General features: G+C 68.8%; 14 protein-coding genes. 9 read left to right on the forward strand and 5 right to left on the reverse strand.

Annotation, left to right across the window (positions count from 1 at the left end):
• The first annotated feature begins 63 nt into the window (after positions 1–63).
• Positions 64–1,443 carry a class II 3-deoxy-7-phosphoheptulonate synthase gene (locus tag G545_RS0109340; RefSeq protein ID WP_052106590.1) on the forward strand — a complete coding sequence of 460 codons (1,380 nt, stop codon included), beginning with the start codon at positions 64–66 and terminating at the stop codon, positions 1,441–1,443.
• A 39-nt stretch (positions 1,444–1,482) separates the two neighbouring features.
• On the opposite strand, the gene typA is transcribed toward G545_RS0109340, so the two are convergent.
• Positions 1,483–3,342 (reverse strand): translational GTPase TypA, encoded by a 1,860-nt coding sequence (gene typA, locus G545_RS0109345; protein WP_027070148.1) that lies wholly within the window; start codon positions 3,340–3,342, stop codon positions 1,483–1,485.
• A gap of 122 nt (positions 3,343–3,464) precedes the next feature.
• On the opposite strand from typA, the gene G545_RS0109350 reads away from it, so the two are divergent.
• The 5 genes from G545_RS0109350 (at position 3,465) to prpC (ending at position 8,764) form a co-directional block, all read left to right on the forward strand.
• A complete protein-coding gene (locus G545_RS0109350; RefSeq protein ID WP_027070149.1) occupies positions 3,465–3,959 on the forward strand; it encodes a peptidylprolyl isomerase in 495 nt (164 codons plus the stop codon).
• A gap of 126 nt (positions 3,960–4,085) precedes the next feature.
• Positions 4,086–5,291, forward strand: a complete 1,206-nt coding sequence (locus tag G545_RS0109355) for an aminotransferase class I/II-fold pyridoxal phosphate-dependent enzyme (RefSeq protein WP_027070150.1) — start codon at positions 4,086–4,088, stop codon at positions 5,289–5,291.
• A 16-nt stretch (positions 5,292–5,307) separates the two neighbouring features.
• The gene (locus tag G545_RS0109360) at positions 5,308–6,291 is read left to right on the forward strand and encodes a malate dehydrogenase (RefSeq protein WP_027070151.1); all 984 of its coding nucleotides are present in this window, start codon (positions 5,308–5,310) and stop codon (positions 6,289–6,291) included.
• A gap of 143 nt (positions 6,292–6,434) precedes the next feature.
• Positions 6,435–7,322, forward strand: coding sequence for a methylisocitrate lyase (gene prpB / locus G545_RS0109365; RefSeq protein WP_027070152.1), 888 nt, complete (start codon positions 6,435–6,437; stop codon positions 7,320–7,322).
• Between the two features lie 293 nt (positions 7,323–7,615).
• A complete protein-coding gene (prpC, locus tag G545_RS0109370; protein WP_027070153.1) occupies positions 7,616–8,764 on the forward strand; it encodes a bifunctional 2-methylcitrate synthase/citrate synthase in 1,149 nt (382 codons plus the stop codon).
• Between the two features lie 112 nt (positions 8,765–8,876).
• Here prpC and G545_RS0109375 read toward each other — a convergent pair whose 3' ends face one another.
• Positions 8,877–9,335 (reverse strand): cell wall hydrolase, encoded by a 459-nt coding sequence (locus G545_RS0109375; RefSeq protein WP_027070154.1) that lies wholly within the window; start codon positions 9,333–9,335, stop codon positions 8,877–8,879.
• Positions 9,336–9,766: 431 nt separating this feature from the next.
• Here G545_RS0109375 and G545_RS0109380 point away from each other — a divergent pair, with 431 nt between their 5' ends.
• The 3 genes from G545_RS0109380 to G545_RS0109390 all read left to right on the forward strand — a co-directional run bounded on the left by G545_RS0109380 (position 9,767) and on the right by G545_RS0109390 (position 12,971).
• Positions 9,767–10,903, forward strand: coding sequence for an OmpA family protein (locus G545_RS0109380; protein ID WP_027070155.1), 1,137 nt, complete (start codon positions 9,767–9,769; stop codon positions 10,901–10,903).
• A gap of 177 nt (positions 10,904–11,080) precedes the next feature.
• On the forward strand, positions 11,081–12,166 hold the full coding sequence (locus G545_RS0109385; RefSeq protein ID WP_027070156.1) for an OmpA family protein: 1,086 nt from the start codon (positions 11,081–11,083) through the stop codon (positions 12,164–12,166).
• A 187-nt stretch (positions 12,167–12,353) separates the two neighbouring features.
• The gene (locus G545_RS0109390; RefSeq protein WP_027070157.1) at positions 12,354–12,971 is read left to right on the forward strand and encodes a hypothetical protein; all 618 of its coding nucleotides are present in this window, start codon (positions 12,354–12,356) and stop codon (positions 12,969–12,971) included.
• Positions 12,972–13,073: 102 nt separating this feature from the next.
• Here G545_RS0109390 and kbl read toward each other — a convergent pair whose 3' ends face one another.
• Genes kbl through tdh form a run of 3 tightly spaced genes read right to left on the reverse strand, consistent with a single transcriptional unit; the run spans position 13,074 to position 16,366 of the window.
• A complete protein-coding gene (gene kbl, locus G545_RS0109395) occupies positions 13,074–14,267 on the reverse strand; it encodes a glycine C-acetyltransferase (protein ID WP_027070158.1) in 1,194 nt (397 codons plus the stop codon).
• A gap of 25 nt (positions 14,268–14,292) precedes the next feature.
• Positions 14,293–15,285 (reverse strand): hypothetical protein, encoded by a 993-nt coding sequence (locus G545_RS0109400; protein WP_027070159.1) that lies wholly within the window; start codon positions 15,283–15,285, stop codon positions 14,293–14,295.
• Between the two features lie 46 nt (positions 15,286–15,331).
• Complete coding sequence (tdh, locus tag G545_RS0109405; protein WP_197050204.1) at positions 15,332–16,366, reverse strand: L-threonine 3-dehydrogenase; 1,035 nt, start codon at positions 16,364–16,366, stop codon at positions 15,332–15,334.
• Between the last annotated feature and the right edge of the window lie 61 nt (positions 16,367–16,427).

The following is a 16,427-nucleotide window of genomic DNA, read 5'->3' on the forward strand; positions in this document are numbered from 1 at the left end:
TTGCGCCCCCGGCCCGGGGGGCGGATGATGTGCGGTTCCCCGCCGCACTGGAAGTAGCGCCTGATGGCCAGCCCCGACCCCGACCTGCAGCCCGTGAACCTGGCCGAAGGGTGGACCCCGGGTTCGTGGCGTACGCGCGAGGCGCTGCAGTTGCCGCGCTACCCGGATCCGCGCGAGCTGGCGGCGGTCGAGGAAGAACTGCGTGCGTTGCCGCCGCTGGTGACGTCCTGGGAGATCCTGGCGCTGCGCCAGCGCATCGCCGAAGCGCAGGAGGGCCGGTGCTTCCTGCTGCAGGGCGGCGACTGTGCCGAAGCCTTCGATGGCTGCACCCCGGAGGTGATCTCCAACCGGCTCAAGGTGCTGCTGCAGATGAGCCTGGTGCTCGTGCACGGCCTTCGCAAGCCGGTGGTGCGGGTCGGCCGCTTCGCCGGCCAGTACGCCAAGCCGCGTTCGGCGGACACTGAGACCATCGACGGGGTGACCCTGCCCAGCTACCGCGGGGACATGGTCAATGCACCCGCGTTCACCGCCGCTGCCCGGACGCCGGACCCGCGCCGGATGATCAAGGCGCATGCCCGCTCGGCGATGACGATGAACTTCGTGCGTGCGCTGATCGACGGCGGCTTCGCGGACCTGCACCACCCCGAGTACTGGGACCTGGCGTGGGTCGGGCACTCGCCGCTCGCGGCAGAGTACCGGCGCATGGTGGAGCAGGTGGCCGACTCCGTGCACTTCATGGAGACGCTTTCCGGCGAGGCGGTGCACAACCTGCGCCGGGTCGACTTCTATACCTCCCACGAGGCGCTGCTGCTGCCGTACGAGGAGCCGCTCACGCGCCAGGTGCCCAGGCACTGGGGCTGGTTCAACCTCAGCACCCATTTCCCGTGGATCGGCATGCGCACGGCCGGGCTGGACGGCGCGCACGTGGAATACTTCCGCGGCATCCGCAACCCGGTGGCGGTGAAGGTCGGTCCGTCGGTCACGCCCGACGCGCTGCTGCGCCTCGTGGAGGTGCTCAACCCCGGCAACGAGCCGGGGCGCCTGACCCTGGTCCACCGGATGGGGGCGGGACGGATCGGCGAGTGCCTGCCACCGCTGCTCAAGGCGGTGCAGCGCGAAGGCGCCCGGGTGCTGTGGGTGTGCGACCCGATGCACGGCAACACCGAGAACACCTCCAACGGCTACAAGACCCGGCGCTTCGCCAACATCGCCAGCGAACTCGAGCAGGCGGCGGAGATCCACGCCGCCGCCGGCACCCGGCTGGGCGGCGTGCACCTGGAGCTGACCGGGGAGGACGTCACCGAATGCCTGGGTGGCGCGCGCGAGCTGACCGAACGCGACCTCGAGCGCGCCTACCGCTCCAGCGTCGATCCGCGCCTGAACTACGAGCAGGCGCTCGAACTGTCGATGCGGATCGTCCGCAGCCAGGGCGGGGCGCCATAGCCGCACGCGGCGGCACGGCGCGCCCGCCCGGGTGGCGGGTCAGCCCGCCGCGCGCGAGGCGCGCTTGCGGTCCACCTCGGTGCGGTGCTTCTTGCGCAGGCGGATCGCCTTCGGGGTGACCTCGACCAGCTCGTCGTCGTCGATGAACTCCAGCGCCTGCTCCAGCGAGAACTTCACCGGCGGCACCAGGCCCTCGTCGTCGTCCTTGCCCGAGGCGCGGAAGTTGGTCAGCTGCTTGCCCCGCAGTGCGTTGACGGTCAGGTCGTTGTCCTTGGCGTGGATGCCGACGATCTGCCCTTCGTAGATCTCCTGGCCGGGCTCGATCATCAGCCGGCCGCGCTCCTGCATCGCGATCTGGGCGTAGGCCGGGGAGGGGCCGGTGGCGTTGGAGATCAGCACCCCGTTCTGGCGCTGGCCCACCTCGCCGGTGGTGCGGGGGCCGAAGTGGTCGAACACGTGGAACATCATGCCGGTGCCGGCGGTCAGGGTCTTGAACTCGGTCTGGAAGCCGATCAGCCCGCGGGCGGGGATGATGAACTCCAGGCGCACGCGGCCCTTCCCGTCGGACTCCATGTTCTGGAGGATCGCCTTGCGCTCGCCCAGCCGGCCCATGACGTTGCCCTGGAACTGCTCGTCCAGGTCGACCACCAGCGCCTCGTAGGGCTCCTGCAGCACGCCGTCGATCTCGCGCATGATCACTTCCGGGCGCGACACGGCGAGCTCGTAGCCCTCGCGGCGCATGTTCTCGATCAGGATCGACAGGTGCAGCTCGCCGCGGCCGGAGACCTTGAACTTGTCGGCGTCGGCGGTGTCCTCCACGCGCAGCGCCACGTTGTGCGCGGTCTCGCGCACGAGCCGGTCGCGCAGCTGGCGGCTGGTCAGGAACTTGCCGCCGCTGTGGTCCTTGGAGCCGGCGAACGGGGAATCGTTGACCTGGAAGGTCATCGAGATGGTCGGCTCGTCGACGGTGAGCACCGGCAGCTGCTCGACCGCGGCCGGGTCGCACAGGGTGTCGGAGATGCCCAGCGGGTCGATGCCGGAGAAGGCGATGATGTCGCCTGCGCTGGCCTGCTCGACCTCCACCCGCTCCAGGCCCATGAAGCCCAGCACCTGCAGCACCTTGCCGCTGCGGGTATTGCCCTCGCGGTCGACCACGGTGACCGCCTGGTTCGGGCGGACCTTGCCGCGCTGGATGCGGCCCACGCCGATCATGCCGACGTAGCTGTTGTGGTCCAGGCTCGACACGCGCATCTGGAACGGGCCGTCGGGGTCGACGTCGGGCGCCGGGACGTGCCTGCAGATGGCCTCGAACAGCGGCGTCATGTCGCCACTGCGCGCCTCTTCGTCCAGGCTCGCGAAGCCCTGCAGGCCGGACGCGTAGACGACCGGGAAGTCGAGCTGGTCCTCGTTGGCGCCGAGGCGGTCGAACAGGTCGAAGGTCTGGTCCAGCACCCAGCCCGGGCGGGCGCCGGGCCGGTCGACCTTGTTGATGACGACGATCGGCTTGAAGCCCATCGCGAACGCCTTCTGGGTGACGAAGCGGGTCTGCGGCATGGGGCCATCCATCGCGTCGACCAGCACCAGCACCGAGTCGACCATCGACAGCACCCGCTCGACCTCACCGCCGAAGTCGGCGTGCCCCGGGGTGTCGACGATGTTGATCCGCCACTGCTCGCCCTGCGGGTCGGTCCAGCGGATCGCGGTGTTCTTGGACAGGATGGTGATCCCGCGCTCCTTTTCGATGTCACCGCTGTCCATCACCCGGTCGGGGACGGCCGAGCGCTCGTTGAGGGTCCCGGAGGACTTGAGCAGCTGGTCGACGAGGGTGGTCTTGCCATGGTCGACGTGGGCGACGATGGCAATGTTGCGCAGGCGCTGTACGGTGGGATGCGAGGACATTGGAGGAACAGCCGGGGCCGTTTTTCGGGGACAGTCGGCCAGTATATCGATGCGCGCGCCCGTCAAGTGGCGGGGCGGTGCTGCGTTATGCTTTCCGGTCACCTTCCCCACCGGAGTGTTCCATGAGCCTCACCGCCACCTTCGACACCGACCGCGGCCCGATCCGCGTCCAGCTCGAGCCCGAAAAGGCCCCGCTGACGGTCGCCAACTTCGCCAACCTGGCCGAGCGCGGCTTCTACGATGGCCTGAACTTCCACCGCGTCATCAACGACTTCATGGTCCAGGGCGGCTGCCCGCAAGGCACCGGCACCGGTGGCCCCGGCTACCGCTTCGAGGACGAGACCGACAACGGCCTGCGCCACGAGCGCGGCGTGCTCTCCATGGCCAACGCGGGCCCGGGGACCAACGGCAGCCAGTTCTTCATCACCCATGTCCCGTGCCCGTGGCTGGACGGCAAGCACACCGTGTTCGGCAAGGTCACCGACGGCATGGAAGTGGTCGACTCCATCAAGCAGGGCGACAAGATCAAGTCCGTCAAGCTGGAAGGCGACGTCGACGCGGCGCTGGCGGCGAAGGCCGACCGCGTGGCCGACTGGAACAAGACCCTCGACGCCTGACGGGGCGGGGCAGGGCGCCGCCCGCGGCGCCCGCGCCCTCCGGGCCGCAAGGGTCCGCGTGGTAGAATCGGCGGTCTTCCCGGCCGGGTTTCCCGGCCGTCCGTCACTCCCCACACGAGGTCCAAGATGCCCCAGCTTTCCCGGCGGATCGGCCGCGCCAAGCCCAGTGCGATCATGGTGATCGCCGAGAAGGCCAAGCGCCTGAAGGCCGAAGGCCGCGACGTCATCAGCTTCTCGATCGGCGTCCCGAACTTCCTTCCCGGCGAGCACGTCTACCAGGCGGTGCGCGAGGCGCTCGACAACGACAGCGGCCAGTACGGCAGCAACCGCGGCGCCGACGCGATGCTGGACGCCTTCCTGGGGCACCTCGAGGGCCTGGGGCTGACCGGGTACACCAAGGCGAACCTGGCGACGGGCGTCGGTGCCAAGCAGGTGCTGTACAACCTGGCCGAGGCGCTGCTGGACGACGGCGACACCATCGCCTTCCCGACCCCGTACTGGACCAGCTACCTGGACATCGCCGAGATCGTCGACGCGAAGGTCGAGCTGCTGCCGTGCCCGCCCGAGCAGGACTACAAGCTGACGCCGGCCCAGCTGGACGCGGCGCTGGCGAAGAAGCCGCGCGTTCTGCTGTTCAACAACCCGTCCAACCCGACCGGCATGGTCTACACCCGGGACGAGATCAGCGCGCTGGCCGACGTGATCGCGAAGTACCCGGACACCTGGGTGATCACCGACGACATCTACAACAAGATGGTGTTCGACGGCGTGGGCTACCACAACTTCGTGCACGCCCGGCCGGAGCTGCGCGACCGGGTGATCTTCGTCGACTCGCTGTCCAAGACCTACGGCATGCCGGGCTGGCGCGTCGGCTTCATGGCCGGTCCGGAGGAGGTCGCCAGGGCGGTCGTGACCCTCAACTCCAACCACATCACCAGCCTGCCGGAGATGACCAGCGCCGCCGCCGCCGCCGCGCTTGCCGGCCCGCAGGACGTGCCGGAGGCCAAGTGCGCCGAGTTCCAGGCCAAGCGCGACCAGGTCATGGACGTGCTGGCCTCGATCGAGGGCGTGGTCTGCCCGCGGCCCCAGGGCGCGTTCTACGTGTTCCCGGACGTCAGCTGCGCCTTCGGCAGGACCCATGGCCCGAGCGGCAAGGCGATCGGCAACGACGTGGAGCTGTGCAGCGTGCTGCTGGAGGAAAAGGGCGTGGCCTGCGTGCCGGGCTCGGCCTTCGGCGAGCCGCGCTCGCTGCGCATCAGCTACACCTGCCCGACGCCGCAGCTGATGCCGGGCATGGAGCGAATCCGCGAATTCTTCAACGAACTGAGCTGACAGGAGCATCCCCCGCATGAAATCCCCCGTCCGCGTTGCCGTGACCGGTGCTGCCGGCCAGATCGGATATTCCCTGCTGTTCCGCATCGCCTCCGGCGAGATGCTGGGCAAGGACCAGCCGGTGATCCTGCAGATGCTCGAACTGCCCATGGAGAAGGCGCAGGCCGCCCTCAAGGGCGTGATGATGGAGCTCGAGGACTGTGCCTTCCCGCTCCTGGCCGGCATGGTCGGCACCGACGATGCCGAGGTCGCGTTCAAGGATGCCGACATCGCGCTGCTGGTCGGTGCCCGCCCGCGCGGGCCGGGCATGGAGCGCAAGGACCTGCTGCTGGAGAACGCCAAGATCTTCACCGCCCAGGGCGCCGCGCTGAACAAGGTCGCCAGCCGCGACGTCAAGGTGCTGGTGGTCGGCAACCCGGCCAACACCAATGCCTACATCGCCATGAAGTCCGCGCCGGACCTGCCGGCGAAGAACTTCACCGCGATGCTGCGCCTGGACCACAACCGCGCCCTGAGCCAGCTGGCCAGCAAGGCCGGCGTGCCGATCGGGGACATCCGCAAGCTGGTGGTGTGGGGCAACCACAGCCCGACGATGTACCCGGACTACCGCTTCGCCACCGCCAACGGCGAGTCGCTGAAGGACAAGGTCAACGACGCGGACTGGAACGCCAACGAGTTCATCCCGCAGGTTGGCAAGCGCGGCGCGGCGATCATCGAGGCGCGTGGCCTGTCGTCGGCCGCCTCGGCGGCCAACGCCGCCATCGACCACATCCGCGACTGGGTGCTGGGCAGCAACGGTGAGTGGGTGACCATGGGCGTGCCGTCGGACGGCAGCTACGGGATCCCCGAGGGCATCATCTATGGCGTGCCGGTGATCACCGAGGGCGGTGAGTACAAGCGGGTCGAGGGCCTGGAGATCGACGCCTTCTCCCGCGAGCGCATGGACAGGACCCTGGCCGAGCTGGAAGAAGAGCGCGAGGGCGTGGCCCACCTGCTCTGACCCGCGGCCGCATCGGTCCACCGGAAGGGCGCACGCAAGTGCGCCCTTTTCGTTTTTCCTGCACCCGTCGCGGGCGGGGCCCGGCAGGGTCGGCGTGGCTGCTCGGCTAGAATGGCGGCCTTTCCCGCAACACCGGAGAACGCATGTCGATGCAACCGTCCGCCGGGGCGCGCTACCGCGCCGCCCTGGCCGAGGAGTCCCCGCTGCAGGTGGTGGGCGCCATCACCGCCTACGCCGGCCTGATGGCGCGGCGGGTGGGCTACAAGGCCCTGTACCTGTCGGGCGGGGGCGTGGCCGCCAACTCGCTGGGCATGCCCGACCTGGGCATCTCCACCATGGAGGACGTGCTCACCGACGCCCGCCGCATCGTCGACGCCACCGGGCTGCCGCTGCTGGTCGACATCGACACCGGCTGGGGCGGCGCGTTCAACATCGCCCGCACGATCCGCAGCTTCGAGCGCGTCGGGGTCGCCGCGGTGCACATGGAGGACCAGGTCGGCCAGAAGCGCTGTGGCCACCGGCCGGGCAAGGAAGTGGTCTCGAAGGCCGAGATGGTCGACCGGGTGAAGGCGGCGGTGGACGCGCGCACCGACCCGGGCTTCGTGGTGATGGCCCGCACCGACGCCGCCGCCGCCGAGGGCATCGACTCGGCGATCGAGCGTGCGGTCGCCTATGTCGAGGCGGGCGCCGACATGATCTTCCCCGAGGCGATGAAGACCCTCGACGACTACCGCAAGTTCAAGGACGCGGTGAAGGTGCCGATCCTGGCCAACCTGACCGAGTTCGGCTCCACCCCGTTCTTCACCACCGACGAGCTGCGCGGCGCCGGCGTCGACATCGCGCTGTACTGCTGCGGCGCCTACCGCGCCATGAACAAGGCGGCGTTGGGCTTCTACGAGACCGTGCGCCGCGAGGGCACCCAGGAACGCTACGTCGACCGCATGCAGACCCGGGCGGAGCTGTACGACTTCCTGGGCTACCACGAGTACGAGGACAAGCTCGACGCACTGTTTGCCGCGTCGAAGGACTGATCCCCGCCACCATCCCTTCTCCCATCCCGTCCCTGCTCCCGCGCCTCCCTTCTCCCGCTTGCGGGAGACAAATCGGCAGGACTGCCGATTTGGACGGCGAAGCCGCCCGAAGGGCGGGCCACATGGATGTGGCGAGTCCACGTGCCCGAAGGGCGGATGAGGGCCGCTTTTCATCGGGATCAGAACCAACAGCAGAAGCAAAAGCAAAAGCCCCTCACCCCAACCCTCTCCCGCAAGCGGGAGAGGGGGCTGGAAAGCGGGAGAGGGGGCCAGATATCGAGGACCGAGGAAACATGACCGAGACCACCCAGACCCCCAAGCCCAAGAAGTCCGTCGCCCTGTCCGGCACCGCGGCCGGCAACACCGCGCTGTGCACGGTCGGCCGCAGCGGCAACGACCTGCATTACCGCGGCTATGACATCAAGGACCTGGCGACGCGCTCCAGCTTCGAGGAGGTCGCGCACCTGCTGGTGCACGGCGAGCTGCCCAGCGCCGGGCGCCTCCAGGCGTACCGGACCAAGCTGCGCCGCCTGCGCGGGCTCCCCGCGATCGTCGCCGAGGCGCTCGAGCTGGTGCCGGCCAGCGCCCATCCCATGGACGTGCTGCGCACCGGCTGTTCCGTCCTGGGCACGGTGCTGCCCGAGCGCGAAGGGCATCCGGCCGCGGAGGCGCGCGACATCGCCGACCGGCTGATCGCCTCCTTCGGCTCGATGCTGCTGTACTGGTGGCACTTCACCCGCAACGGCCGCCGCATCGAGACCGAGACCGACGACGAGACCGTCGCCGGCCACTTCCTGCACCTGCTGCACGGGGAGCCGCCCAGCCAGCTGCACGCGGACGCGCTCGACAAGTCGCTGATCCTGTACGCCGAGCACGAGTTCAACGCCTCGACCTTCACTGCGCGCGTGATCGCCGGGACCGGCTCGGACCTGTTCTCGTGCATCACCGGCGCAATCGGCGCGCTGCGCGGGCCCAAGCACGGCGGGGCCAACGAAGTGGCGATGGACATCATCAGCCGCTACGGCTCGGCCGACGAAGCCGAGGCCGACATCCGCGCACGCATGGAGCGCAAGGAGATCGTCATCGGCTTCGGCCACCCGGTCTACACCATCGGCGACCCGCGCAACCCGATCATCAAGGAGATCAGCCGCAAGCTGTGCGCGAAGGGGAACAACCAGGTCCTGTTCGACGTGTCCGAGCGCATCGAGAACCTGATGATGGACACCAAGAAGATGTTCCCGAACCTGGACTGGTACAGCGCCAGTGCCTACCACATGATGGGGATCCCGACGCCGATGTTCACCCCGCTGTTCGTGATCGCCCGCACCACCGGCTGGAGCGCGCACGTCATCGAGCAGCGCGAGGACGGCAAGATCATCCGCCCGAGCGCGAACTACACCGGCCCGGAGAACCGCGAGTATCCGCCCCTGGAAACGCGCTGAGGCAGCTGCGCTCCGCCGGGAACGTACCTGCTGCAGAAGGAAAAGGCCGCGTCACGGGACGCGGCCTTTTTCGTGAGGTGCCGCCAGAAGGGCGACGCGGGGACGGCCCGGATCAGGACTTGCGCGGCGGCAGGCTCTGTACCCGCAGGAACGTATGGTCGCCGATGGTGGCGACGCGGTGGGCGTCCTGCCAGCTCGGGCTGGCGATCGCCAGCGCGGCGAAATGGCTCGCGCCGGGGACGATCTCGTTGCGCTCCTCCGGCGGCAACTCCCAGTTGCGCTGCGCGTCCAGGGCCACGGTCACCGCGCGCGCCCAGGCCTCGGTGTTGTGGAGCCGGTAATTGGGCGAGACCAGGGTGGGCGCGAACTGCTTGCGCGCGGTCACCACCTCGCAGACGCTGTCGCCCCACAGCCCGCTGTCGCGCCGGCGCAGGGCGACTTCCGCGACTGCCTGCTGGCCCTGGATGGACTGGTCGCGTGCTTCCAGGTACAGCGTCGTGCTCAGGCACAGCGAGTCGGCGCTTTGTGGCGGCAGGATGGAAGCCAGCCACAGGATCCATGCCAGTTTCATTCGTTCTCTCCTTGCTCCGTGGCCGTGCAGGCTTGGCCCGCGGAAACCCGCAAGGCGATCGCCAACGGCATTACGTACTGGGGAGGGCGGCGGCTCTAGTCGGCGCGCTTGGCCCGGCATCCGCTGCCGGCTGAAGGGGGCGGCGGGCTAGGGAACCGCCACGCGGGGGCGGTGAAAAGATGCGGCACGGTAACGACCGCAAAATAAACGGGGCGTGAACGGAGGTGGCGCCGATGGCGCTCATTTGCGTGACCAAGGAGATGCGGCCATGGAGAAGAAGCCCCGGGGTTGTTAGTTACGGGTTAACACCGCTTTCACAAGTGCGCACCTAACCTGCGCCGCGATGGCGTCGCCAGGCGGCCGTCCGACTCAATCACGAGAACCGCGAGTTACCGGGTTCGATATCTGGACCGAACGTTAAGGAGAAACATATGAACAAGAAGCTCCTCTGTGCCGCTCTTGTCGGCGGCCTGGGTGTGGCCGGAGCTGCCGGCGCGCAGGAATTCGATGATCGCTGGTACCTCACCGGCTCAGTCGGAATGAATATCCAGGACAACGACCGCGATACCAGTGACGCGCCGTTCGGTGCGATCGGCGTCGGCAAGTTCATCAACCCGAACTGGTCGATCGATGCCGAGCTCAACTACCAGAACCCGAACGCGGAACGGAACCGCGACCTCAACTGGAGCCAGTACGGCATCTCGTTCGACGCACGCCGGCACTTCGTCGTGGAGGGCCGCAGCTGGAATCCGTACATCGTGATGGGCCTGGGCTACCAGCGTGCCGAGGAGGAGTTTGATCCCTCCAACCCCGTTCTTCCTGCACGCTTCGAGCGCAATGGCGCGCCCAGCGAGCGGGACGAGGGCAACATCGCCGGCAAGATCGGGTTCGGTGCGCAGGGCGACGTCGGCCGGGTGAAGATCCGTACCGAGCTGGCCTACCGCATCGACGCCGATGACGACAGCGTCGGCGCCTTCATGACGGACGACGTCCCGCGCGATGACGGGGCGGACTGGTTCGGCGACGTGCTGGCGTCGGTCGGCGTCGTCGTCCCGCTGGGCCCGGAGCCGGTCGCACCGGTTGCTCCCGCGCCGGCCCCGGCGGCCCCGAGCTGCGCCGACCTGGACGACGACGGTGACGGCGTCAACAACTGCGACGACAAGTGCCCGAACTCGCAGCCCGGCCAGACCATTGGTCCGGACGGTTGCCCGGTCCCGGTGTCGATCGACCTGCGCGGCGTGAACTTCGACTTCGACAAGTCGACCCTGCGTCCGGACGCGGTGGCCGTGCTGAACGAGGCCGTGCAGATCCTGCAGCGCTACCCCGACCTGCGCGTCGAGGTGGCCGGCCACACCGACCTGTGCGGCACCGATGCGTACAACCAGTCGCTGTCGGAGCGTCGTGCGACCGCGGTGTACGACTACCTGACCAGCAACGGCATCGCGGCCTCGCGCCTGGTGGGCCCGAACGGCTTCGGCGAGAGCCGTCCGCTCGAGAACACCCCGCAGACCCTGCCGGAGTGCAAGAGCGAGACCAACCGCCGCACCGAGCTGAACGTCCAGAACTGACGATCCGGACGGTCGTACCACGGGTGGAACCTGGCCACCCGCGCAAAGCCCGGCCCCGTGGCCGGGCTTTGCATTGTCTGTAAAGCCACGTGCCCCGCGCGGGTATACAGGTTCCTGAATGTGTATCATCCGCCCGTTGGACCGCGTTCCACACAATCCCCCAAAGGAGCAACAACGATGAAGACCCGCCTGCTTGGTATGGCGCTTCTCGCAGGCCTGGCCGCAATGGCCACGGCCGATGCGCAGGAGTTCGACGATCGCTGGTACGTCACCGGTTCCGCCGGCATGAACATCCAGGACGGTGACCGCGGCACCCGCGATACGCCGTTCGGGACGCTGGGCATGGGCAAGTTCATCAGCCCCGAGTGGTCGCTCGACGGCGAGCTGAACTACCAGAATGCGAACCTCGACGAGAACCGCGATCTGAACTGGAGCCAGTACGGCATTTCGCTCGACCTGCGCCGCCACTTCATCAACGAAGGCCGCGGCTGGAACCCGTACCTGCTGGTGGGCCTGGGGTACCAGCGCTCCGAGGAAGAGTACGACGCCTTCCCGAGCCCCGACTCGCCCGGCGAGCGCGAGGACGGCAACCTGGCGGCGAAGGTCGGCGTGGGCGCACTGGCCGATGCCGGCCGGGTCAAGATCCGCACCGAGCTCGCCTATCGTGCGGACTTCGACGACCAGAGCGTCCATGCCTCTGGGGAAGACTGGTTCGGCGACGTCCTGGCGTCGGTCGGCGTGGTCGTCCCGCTGGGCCCCGAGCCGGTCGCCCCGGTCGCTCCCGCCCCGGCCCCGGCGGCGCCGAGCTGCGCCGACCTGGACGACGACGGCGACGGCGTCAACAACTGCGACGACAAGTGCCCGAACTCGCAGCCCGGCCAGACCATCGGTCCGGACGGTTGCCCGGTCCCGGTGTCGATCGACCTGCGCGGCGTGAACTTCGACTTCGACAAGTCGACCCTGCGTCCGGACGCGGTGGCCGTGCTGAACGAGGCCGTGCAGATCCTGCAGCGCTACCCCGACCTGCGCGTCGAGGTGGCCGGCCACACCGACCTGTGCGGCACCGATGCGTACAACCAGTCGCTGTCGGAGCGTCGTGCGACCGCGGTGTACGACTACCTGACCAGCAACGGCATCGCGGCCTCGCGCCTGGTGGGCCCGAACGGCTTCGGCGAGAGCCGTCCGCTCGAGAACACCCCGCAGACCCTGCCGGAGTGCAAGAGCGAGACCAACCGCCGCACCGAGCTCAACGTCCAGAACTGATCGAGCCCGCTGCACGGAGAAGCCTCTCCAGCAGTACCAGGAAGCCCGGCCCCGTGCCGGGCTTCCGCTTTTTGCGGCGGGCGGTCACGCAACGGACGCTGAATGCTTGAGGCAGGGCGATCGCGGGGCCTACACTTCAGCGGTCGCGCGGCCCGGTGGGCTGCCGGTCCACCAGCAGGAGAGTCCCATGCAACGCCTGATCGCGGCCGCCGCCCTGATGTCCCTGTCCAGCCTCGCTCTCGCCGAGCCCTCCATCGATTGCAGCGGACTTTCCGCACCGCAGGTGATCCAGTCCGCGACGGCCGTGGCGCCGGTCGCCGGCGAGCTGGGGACGCCGGAGCAGCCGCTCGGCGTTGCCGGGGGCGTGCTGGACCAGCCGGCAACCGACGCCTTGTCCGCAGAGCAGGTCCTGTACCGCCAGCAGCTGGAGCGGTGCGCGCAGGTGGCGACCGCTACCGCGCCGGCCGTGCCTGGGGTCGTACCGGCCGCCGACGCCATGCCCGCCGCCCCCGTGGCGGAGGGGATGGTCGCCAGCACCATGCCCGCGGCCACGCCGGCGCCGGAGGTGATCGACGCGGCGACGTACAAGCCGCGCACCGAGTTCGACAACACCCCGTGGCGCTTCAACATGAACCAGAACGGCGAGCGCATGACCGCCGATGCCTTCGCCGCGTGGATGGAAGCCAAGGGCGTGCGCGTGGCGAAGGGCCGTGCGCCAGCCGCCGTCCCGGCCGAAGCCGAGGCTGCGGCGCAGGCGCCAGAGGGCGCCGCGGACGCGCCGCGGGAGCAGGGCGACGACGAATAGACCTTCCGGCGACCCACGGCCCCGGGCTGCGGGGCAGGGAAAAGGAAACGGCCGCGATTTCGCGGCCGTTCCTGTTTTCCGGGGTGGCGCCGGCTGGCCGGTTCAGCCCTTGAGCACGCCCAGCTCGTGCCCGATCCGGGTGAAGGCGTCGATCGCCCGGTCCAGGTGCTCGCGGGTGTGCGCGGCCGAGACCTGGGTGCGGATGCGTGCCTCGCCCTTGGGCACCACCGGGAAGAAGAAGCCGATCGCATAGATCCCTTCCTCCAGCAGCCGCTCGGCGAAACGCTGCGCCAGCGGCGCGTCGTACAGCATCACCGGCACGATCGGGTGCACGCCGGGCTTGAGGTCGAAGCCGGCCGCCTCCATCCGCCCCCGGAAGTACGCGGTGTTCTCCGCCAGCCGCTCGCGAAGCTCCCCGGCCTGGTCGAGCATCTGGAAGGCCTTGATCCCGGCGGCCACCACGTGCGGCGGCAGGGAGTTGGAGAACAGGTACGGCCGCGAGCGCTGGCGCAGCATCTCGATCACCTCGGCCTTCGCGGTGGTGAAGCCGCCCACCGCGCCGCCCATGGCCTTGCCCAGCGTGCCGGTGAAGATGTCGATCTTCTCCATCACGCCCTTGACCTCGGCCGAGCCGCGGCCGGTGGCACCGATGAAGCCGGTGGCGTGGCACTCGTCGATGTGGACCAGGGCGCCGTACTTCTCCGCAAGCGCGGTGATCTCGTCCAGCGGGGCGATGAAGCCGTCCATCGAGAACACGCCGTCGCTGGTGATCATGATGGTGCGCGCGCCGTCCTCGCGCGCCTGCTTCAGCTGCTTCTCCAGGTCCGCCATGTCGCAGTTGGCGTAGCGGTAGCGCCTGGCCTTGCACAGGCGCACGCCGTCGATGATCGAGGCGTGGTTGAGCGAGTCGGAGATGATCGCGTCCTCCGGCCCCAGCAGCGGCTCGAACAGCCCGCCGTTGGCGTCGAAGCAGGCCGCGTAGAGGATGGTGTCCTCGGTGCCGAAGAAGTCCGCGATGGTCTTCTCCAGCTCCTTGTGCAGGTCCTGGGTGCCGCAGATGAAACGAACCGAGGCCATCCCGAACCCGTGGGTGTCCAGCGCCTCGCGCGCGGCCTGGATCATCGCCGGATGGTCGGCCAGCCCCAGGTAGTTGTTGGCGCAGAAGTTGAGCACCGTGCGCCCGTCTTCCAGCGTGATCTCCGCCGCCTGCGGGCTCGTGATGATCCGCTCGGCCTTGAACAGGCCCTGCCCGCGGATCTCGTCGAGGGTGTGTTCGTAACGTTCGGTCAGGGACATGGAAGGTGCCTCCGGTAATGGGTTTCTATTGGGTGGCCTTGGCGCGGTCGGGAAGTGCCCTGCTCCACTTTTCCCACGCTGCCTCTAGGGCGGCGAGTTCGGCAGGGAGGCCATGCGACGGCCCGTTCTCGGCAAGCCAGTCGGGAAACGGCGTGCCTGCGGCGATGGCGCTGCTGATCGGCGCGAGGATGCGCGGGTTGCCGCTCGTTTCCATGAGGAACATGCCCGCGAGGAGCGACTGGCCGTAAAAAACCGCGGCGCCCGGCACCGTGGTGTCGGCGGAGATCATCATCTGCACGCCGGAGTCGGACTTCTCGCCCCGCGCAAGCTCTCGTGCAAGTGCTGGCGTACGGATCGGATGCTCCATGTCCAGGAACTCGGCCAGCGGGGGAATGCTCCCTGGTGCGAGCCTCATGACGTTCAGAAACTCTCCGGCGCGTTGCCCCTGCGACTCCACGGGTTCCATGAGGATGGCGGCCGCCTCGTCCAGCCAGTCGGGCGCCGGGCTGCCGTAACGGGGTTCCGGCGCCTCCGCCGCATCCGGCCAGAAAGTCGCGGCATACATCGCATGGCCAAGTTCGTGGCGAAGCGTATTCCCGTGCTGGTCGGCCATTGCGGCGGCGGCTCTCCTGACGCGGGCGCGATCCGCGCCTGCTTTGCGCAGCGCCCGTGCAGCCATTGCCTGGAGCTCCCGGCCGGGTAGCCAGACCTGCGCGTAAGCGAGGCCATGCGCCTTCGCGAACTCCTGTGCGGCCAGCGGATCGAGGGAGCTGCTGAGGACCAGCACTCCGGCAGGAGCCTCGCCAAAGTAGGCCGCGAACCGCCCTGCGGCCCCGGCCTGCGCCCGGGCCGCGTGTTCCGCTTCCTCGCCGGTGTCCGCGTAGGCAAGGCCCGAGGGTGACGCAACGCACACGGGCGCGGGAGGGTGGGCAACATCCGGACACGCGGACCCACCGGCGTCCGCCTGCACGCTTGCAGCCAGCAGGCCGCAACACAGCAGGCCGAGGTGGAACTTCATAGGTGCCTCCCTGTCGACCCATGGCAGGTGGGGATGGGGCGTGCGCTCATCCCCAGCTGAGCACCACCTTCCCGGACTTGCCGCCTTCCATCAGGTCGAACCCCTGCTGGAACTCCTCCACGGGCAGCTGGTGCGTCAGCACCTTGCCCAGAGGGAAGCCGCTCTGTACCAGCTGGGTCATCTTGTACCAGGTCTCGTACATCTTCCGGCCGTAGATGCCCTGCACCGTCAGGCCCTTGAAGATGATGCGGTCCCAGTCGATCCCCGCGCCCTTGGGCAGGATCCCGAGGAGGGCCACCTTGCCGCCGTGGTACATGCAGTCGAGCATGTCGTTGAAGGCGCGCGGGTTGCCGCTCATCTCCAGGCCGACGTCGAAGCCTTCCATGTGCAGTTCGGCCATGACGTCCTTCACCGAGGTGTTGGCGACGTTGACCACCCGGGTCGCGCCCATGTCGGCGGCCAGCTTGAGCCGGTAGTCGTTGACGTCGGTCACCACCACGTTGCGCGCGCCGATGTGCTTGCAGATGCCGGCGGCGATGATGCCGATCGGGCCGGCACCGGTGATCAGCACGTCCTCGCCGACCACGTCGAACTCCAGCGCGCAGTGCGCGGCGTTGCCGTACGGGTCGAAGAAGGCGGCCAGCTCCGACGGGACCTGGTCCGGGATCGGCCACAGGTTGGTGGCCGGCATGACGATGTACTCGGCGAAGGCGCCGTCGCGATTCACGCCGATGCCGACGGTGTTCGGGCACAGGTGCTGGCGCCCGGCGCGGCAGTTGCGGCAGTGGCCGCAGACGATGTGGCCCTCGGCCGAGACCCGCTGGCCGACGTGGTAGCCGGTCACGCCCGGGCCGACCTGGGCCACGCGCCCGACGAATTCGTGGCCGATCACCAGGCCCGGCTTGATGGTGCGCTGGCTCCACTCGTCCCACAGGTAGATGTGCAGGTCGGTGCCGCAGATGGCGGTCTTCTCGACCTTCACCAGCACCTCGTTGGCGCCGGGGGAGGGGACGGGAACCTCCTCCATCCAGATGCCCCGGGCGGCCTCGCGCTTGACCAGCGCGCGCATGGTGGTGGGCAGCTCGGGAGTGTTGGCGTGGGGCATGGACGGCCTGCAGGGAAGGAATCGGGAAACCGCGCAT

Source organism: Lysobacter defluvii IMMIB APB-9 = DSM 18482 (genome assembly GCF_000423325.1).
Lineage (GTDB): Bacteria > Pseudomonadota > Gammaproteobacteria > Xanthomonadales > Xanthomonadaceae > Novilysobacter > Novilysobacter defluvii.